The 6,126-nt window shown below is 69.2% G+C and carries 4 protein-coding genes and 1 pseudogene; 2 read left to right on the top strand and 3 right to left on the bottom strand.

The window, feature by feature from the left end; translation table 11 throughout:
* Position 1: 1 nt before the first annotated feature.
* Complete coding sequence (pstC, locus tag ACFVRO_RS00675) at positions 2-1,135, bottom strand: phosphate ABC transporter permease subunit PstC (protein ID WP_386948149.1); 1,134 nt, start codon at positions 1,133-1,135, stop codon at positions 2-4.
* Positions 1,136-1,421: 286 nt separating this feature from the next.
* Here pstC and ACFVRO_RS00680 point away from each other — a divergent pair, with 286 nt between their 5' ends.
* Both ACFVRO_RS00680 and ACFVRO_RS00685 read left to right on the top strand, forming a co-directional pair.
* Positions 1,422-2,705 (top strand): sensor histidine kinase, encoded by a 1,284-nt coding sequence (locus tag ACFVRO_RS00680; RefSeq protein ID WP_386948152.1) that lies wholly within the window; start codon positions 1,422-1,424, stop codon positions 2,703-2,705.
* Positions 2,702-3,400 (top strand): response regulator, encoded by a 699-nt coding sequence (locus ACFVRO_RS00685; protein ID WP_386948154.1) that lies wholly within the window; start codon positions 2,702-2,704, stop codon positions 3,398-3,400. The genes ACFVRO_RS00680 and ACFVRO_RS00685 overlap by 4 nt, the downstream gene beginning before the upstream one ends.
* 9 nt (positions 3,401-3,409) lie before the next feature.
* Here ACFVRO_RS00685 and ACFVRO_RS00690 read toward each other — a convergent pair whose 3' ends face one another.
* Together ACFVRO_RS00690 and ACFVRO_RS00695 are read right to left on the bottom strand one after the other, a co-directional pair.
* Complete coding sequence (locus ACFVRO_RS00690; protein ID WP_386948157.1) at positions 3,410-3,913, bottom strand: hypothetical protein; 504 nt, start codon at positions 3,911-3,913, stop codon at positions 3,410-3,412.
* A gap of 403 nt (positions 3,914-4,316) precedes the next feature.
* Positions 4,317-6,126 (bottom strand): annotated as a pseudogene (locus ACFVRO_RS00695) (hypothetical protein); the annotation flags it as partial.

Below are 6,126 nucleotides of genomic sequence, written 5' to 3' on the forward strand. Positions count from 1 at the left end.
CTCAGCTCGACGATCCGGATCGCGATCGCGAGATCACGAATCCCGCGATCACGTTGACGATGAGCGTGCACAGGAAAAGAACGAGTCCGGCGGCCATCAGAGCGGACAGTTCGAACTCGGATGCTTCGCCGTAGCGCAGAGCGATGAGGGAGCTGATCGAGTTCGTGCCGGTCGCGAGCACATGCCAGTTGATGACGAAGACGGGAGAGATGACCAGGTACACCGCGATGGTCTCGCCGAGAGCTCTCCCCAGCCCGAGCATGATCCCGCCGATCATCCCGCCTCGTCCGAACGGGTACACCACGGCACGGATCATGCCCCACTTCGACGCCCCCAGCGCGAGGGCGCCTTCGCGCTCGCCCACCGGAGCCTGGGAGAACACCTCCCGCATGATCGAGGCGGCGATCGGGGCGACCATCATCGCCACGACGAGCCCCGCCAGGAACGCACTCGCGGTGAACAGTGTCGGCGTCGCGAGCGGGTCGTCGGCGTCGAAGGCAGGAACCGAGAAGATGGGGATCCAGCCGAGATAGGTGCTGATCCACTGCGCGACGGGGAGCACCTGCCCCTCGAGCCAGAACATCCCCCAGAGGCCGTACACCACCGAGGGGATCGCGGCCATCAGGTCGACGACGCCGATGAGTCCCCGCTTCACGGGGCCCGGCGCGTACTCGGAGATGTAGGTGGCGGTGCCGATCGCCAGGGGGATGGCGAACACGATCGCGATCCCCGCGATCGTGACCGTCCCGAAGAGCACGGCGGCTATGCCGAAGTCGCCGGAGTTCGGCTCCCACCGCTGGGTGGTGAGGAAGCGCCATCCGGCATCGTCGATCGCCTCGAATCCACGGAGCAGCAGGAACAGACCCACCAGCGTCATGATCGTCAGCACGAGGATGCCGCCGCCGTGGGCGCCGACCCGGAAGAGGTTGTCACCGAACCCGCGCCGGCTGGTCAGCGCCCGACGGGGGTCGACTCGGGCCCCGCGGGGAGCGGCGGAGCCCTCCAGTCCGAGATCGCTGATGATACGGCGCGCGTCGTCGAGCTCGGCGATCGAGCCGTCGCGGAGAGAGGTCGACGTTGAGCTGTGCTCTGCGGCTCCTCCCGGGAGTCCGCGCTGCTCCTCTTTCGACGTCATGCCTGCATCCTGAGGCGTGCGACCGCGCACTCCCAAGCTCGCCGAAGGCGGACGTGAGAAGACATCGAAATGAACAGTTGGTGTCCCGCGGAGCGCAACCCGCGGAATGGCAGGGGATGCGCCGCGATCACTGTCATGCGGCGTCATCCCGACGCCCACGGAGGCCCTCGCGGAGGCCACGATTGATGCGAGGAAGATTACCCGAACGGACGGTGCTCTGGTCGAGATGGCAGGACGAGGCGAAGCGGGTGAGGGCAGCGCGAGAACGGCGAGGACGCTCGTCGCCGTGATCGTCCCTGTCGCGGTCGCGGGCAATCTCGGGAGCTACCTCCTCGCCCTGTGGCTCCACTCGGAGAAGCATCCATCGGCCGACCCGGTCGCCGCGTGGAGGCTCGTCACCGCGGCGACTCTCATCACGGTTCAGGCGCTCTGGCTCGTCTGGTGGCGTCGGCAGCCTGTGGGCACCGTGGTGGCCTCGCTGTTCCTCTGGCAGCTGGCGGTCGTGGTGAGCGGTCCGGACGCGCTCTCCGCGCAGCCTGGCACGATGCTGGCCGTCTTCGGGCTCGCCGCGGAGAGGACCGGCGCTGTACGGGCGGGTCTGGTCGGGATCGGGAGTCTCCTGGTGCTCTTCGGCGTCCCCCTGTCCCCGCTGGAGGGAGCCGCGCTCCGAACACCGACTCCCTCTACCCTCATCTCTGGTGCTCTGGTCGCCGTGGGCACGGTCGCCCTTCCTGCGCTCGCCGGCGCGTGGTACGCGCAGCTGCGGGACCGCGCCGAGCGGATCGCCGACCTCAGCCACCAGATCGTCAGCGGCGAGGCCGGCCGCACCGCCGAGGCGGTCTCGGCCGAGCGTCGGACGCTCGCCCATGAGCTCCACGACGCTTCGTCCGCCCATCTCACCGCGATCATCACGCTCAGCACCGCGGCGAGGGAGATGCCGCTGCCCGCGGATCTCGCACCCCTGATCGCGCAGATCTCGGCCGACGGACGCGCCCTCTATCAGGGCTACGAGCGGATGCTGGGCAGTCTGCAGCAGGAGGATCGGACGACGCCCGGCGCCCATCAGCCGGGTTTCCGACCGGGGCAGCATGATCTCGGCGAGCTCCCGCTTCTCGTGAGCGAGTATGCGCGGACCACGGGGATGGATGTGCTCCTCGAGGTGAATCCCGACGTGTCGGAGATCGACCAGCGCCTCGGCCCCGTGCGCAGCCACACGGCGTACCGCGTCGTCCAGGAGGCTCTGAACAACGCACGCAAGCACGCGGCCGGAGCACGCGTATCGGTTCTCCTCAACGATGACGGGGAGAGCCTCCTGCTGCGGATCGAGAACGACGCACCTCCGCCGTCCGTCGAGGGGACGGGACAGGAGAGCGTGCGCCCAGGACTCCGGCTGGGTATCGCGGGGCTCCGCGATCGCCTGGTCGCAGCGGGCGGGAGCCTGCGCACGGGCCCGCGGAACGCCGGGGGGTGGGCCGTGCAGGCGCTCCTGCCGCACCCCGGCCGCGGGAGCTCCCGTACGTCATCGCCGCATACCGCGGCATCCCGAGCACACGAAGGGATCAGCGCATGATCAGGACCCTCCTCGTCGACGACGCACGCGCCGTCCGCAAGAGCGTGCGGACGCTGCTGGACACGACCACCGACATCCGCGTCGTGGGAGAAGCGTCCAACGGCATCGACGCCGTCAGCCTCGCCCGCGAGCTCCGACCCGACGTGGTGCTGATGGATCTGCGGATGCCGGGAGGCGACGGACTAGACGCGATCGAGGCCATCAGCGGAATCGGCGTCGCGCATCCGATCCCCGTCGTCGCGCTCACCACCTTCCATCTCGACGAGTATCTCTACGGCGCGTACGAACGAGGTGCCGTCGGCTTCCTGCTGAAGAAGAACCCCGGCGACATCCCGGCGGCGCTCCGTGCGGCCGTCAATGCGAACGCCCTCCAGTCACCGAGCATCCGCGAACGCTTCCTGGCGGACTACGCCCGTGGGGGTGCACGGGCGAGGAGGAGCCGCACATCGGTGACGGCGGAGAGGGACCGTCATGAGAACGATCGGAGCGTGTCGACGACCCTCACGGATCGCGAGCTCGAGATCGTCGCGTTGATCATCACCGGGCGCACGAACAGCGAGATCGCAGGCCAGCTGCACATGAATGTGAACACGGTGAAGTGGCACGTCGGGAACATGCTCGACAAGACGGGAGCGGGCAACAGGACTCAGCTCGCTATCTGGGTGTCGTCTCGCGGGTTGAACCCGGCCGGTTGACCGTCGGTATCAGTCGCGCGGCACGGCCGAGTATTCTCCCCAGACCTTCGGCTCGGCGAGAGAGCCGAGGGCGAGCTTCACATGAGCCTGCAGTCCTGTCCGCTGCGAACCGAGCCAGATCCGGGGCGAGACGATCACCGGCTCCCGATCGTTCGCCAGCCACCATCCGAGGTGCCCCAACCGCTGGTCGCGCACGTACACGACCTGCAGTTCGGAGATCGCGCTGAAGATCCGCGTCGCGTCCCATCGCGCATCCTCCGCATCCGCGGAGTCTCTTGCGCGCACCAGAAGAGACACGCCGTCGCGTCGCAGGTACTCCCAGTGGGCGCCGAGCGGGGGGAACGATCGCGCTCGCTCGACGAGCGGGTGCAATGCGGTATCGGTCGGCCGCATCGCGAGGATTCGCGAGCGCCGTTCACGGCGTCCTGCGGTGAGAGCAGGATCGGCGGAGTCGAACAGCACGAGACGCGCGCCCGCCGACGACGCGTCAGGGTCGTTCGGGTTCCGGTTCATGGGATCCGCCTCGGTGTCTCTCACCCTCGTTCGGTCGCAGCGACGGTCGTCTATCCGACGGGACCGCGTCTGTCCCCGTGCTCCCTCAGGCTCCGACGAGCGAGGAACGACACCAGACAATCACAGTTCGCGCCGGCGCGAAGGGCCTCCCCCGCCCTTCGGGTAGTGCGACACTCCCTTCTCCGGCCGGGTTTCCCGCCCGGCGCCGGAGAGGGGACGGCACGGTGAACGAGGGCATTCCTACCCGATCGGGTAGGAATGCCCTCACGCAGAATCGCCGCGAGGGGACGATCTCCACCTGCGCGAAGGAGTCCGTGCGGGGCCGACCTCCACTCCTCGGCCCCGCACGGAGCGGGAGCCAGGAGACGCCGGCACGGGGAGTGTGCTGCGGCGTCTCCTGGTGTCAGGCGGTGCGCGACCGGCGTGACCGGGTGCGGGCGATGAGCCCGGCCCCCGCCAGCATCAGCAGCACCGAGAACGTGAGCGCGCCGACGGCGAGCTCACCGCCCGTGGGCGGCAGCGCGACCGCGAGCACTCCGGTCTTCGCGGTGGAGGGGTCGGAGACGACCTTCGGTCCGCTCGGAGGCGTTCCGGTCGCCGTCGCCGTGTTCTCCAGGGAGCCCTTCTTCTCGTCGGCCTTCTGCACGACGTACGTCGCCGTGCAGACGACCTTCTCACCGGGCGCCAGGCTGCGTGCACCGTCGGCGCACACGGGCGTCGACAGCGCGCCGGCGCCGGTGAAGGCTCCCTCGGCGATGGCGACGTCGGCGATCGTCACGTTGCCGGTGTTGGTCACCGTGAACGTGTAGGTGACGGTGTCGCCTTCCCGTGCGACCTGCTTGTCGGCGACCTTCACGAGCGACAGCGCGGGGCTCTGGGTCCCCTCGATGACGACACGGGACGGGTCCGTCACGACAGGCTCGCCCGTGGGCGGGGTCCCGGATGCCGTCGCGCTGTTCTCGAGCGCACCGGCATCCACATCGGCCTGCTGCACCGTGTAGGTCGCCGTGCAGACGAGCTGCTGACCCGGGATGAGGGTGCGCGCGTCAGGGCAGTCGAGAGCCGAGAGCTCACCGGCGCCGCTGAAGTCGCCCTCGGCGACGGCCACCGCAGACATCGTCACGTTGCCGGTGTTGGTCACGGTGAACGTGTAGGTCACGGTCTCGCCGACGACGAGGTCGGTCTTGTCCGCGGTCTTCACGATCGCGAGTGCCGGGGCAGGGGTCGCATCGCTCGTCGTGGTCGACGGGTCCGACTCGATCGGGTCGCCGCCAGGAGGCGTGCCCGTCGCGGTGGCGGTGTTCGCCACGCGCCCCGCGTCTACATCGGCCTGCTGCACGACGTACGTCGCCGTGCAGATCAGCTGCGCACCGGGTGCGAGCGTGCGGTCGGCCGGGCACTCGACCGCGGAGATGTCTCCTGCGCCCGTGAACTCGCCCTCCTCGATCGCCACGTCGCTCAGGGTGACGTTGCCGGCATTGGTGACGACGAACGAGTACGTGATGGTCTCCCCCGCGACCAGCTGCGCCTTGTCGGAGGACTTCACGATCGTGATCGCCGGGGACTGCGTCGCCGTGATGTTCACCGCGGACGGCGCCGAGACCACCGGTTCACCCGTCGGGGGGTTGCCCGTGGCGGTCGCGGAATTGTCCACCGCTCCCGCATCGACATCAGCCTGCTGCACCACGTACGTGGCCGTGCACTCCAGCTCCCCACCGGGAGCCAGAGTCCGGCCCGCCGGGCAGTCCAGCGCCGACAGCGCACCCGCACCGGTGAACGTCCCCTCGACGACGGACGCGTCGGTCAGGGTCACGTTGCCCGTGTTCGTCACGAGGAACGTGTACGTCACGGTCTCCCCCGCGACCAGCTGCGTCTTGTCCGCCGACTTCACGATCGTGATCGCCGGAGACTGCGTCGCCGTGATGCTCACCGCGGACGGAGCCGAGACCACCGGCTCACCGGTCGGGGGGTTGCCCGTGGCGGTCGCGGAGTTGTCCACCGCTCCCGCATCGACATCAGCCTGCTGCACCACGTACGTGGCCGTGCACTCCAGCTCCCCACCGGGAGCCAGAGTCCGCGCCGCCGGGCAGTCCAGCGCCGACAGCGCACCCGCACCCGTGAACGTCCCCTCGACGACGGACGCGTCGGTCAGGGTCACGTTGCCCGTGTTCGTCACGAGGAACGTGTACGTCACGGTCTCCCCCGCGACCAGC

It is taken from the genome of Microbacterium sp. NPDC057944, assembly GCF_042887445.1.
GTDB lineage: Bacteria > Actinomycetota > Actinomycetes > Actinomycetales > Microbacteriaceae > Microbacterium > Microbacterium natoriense.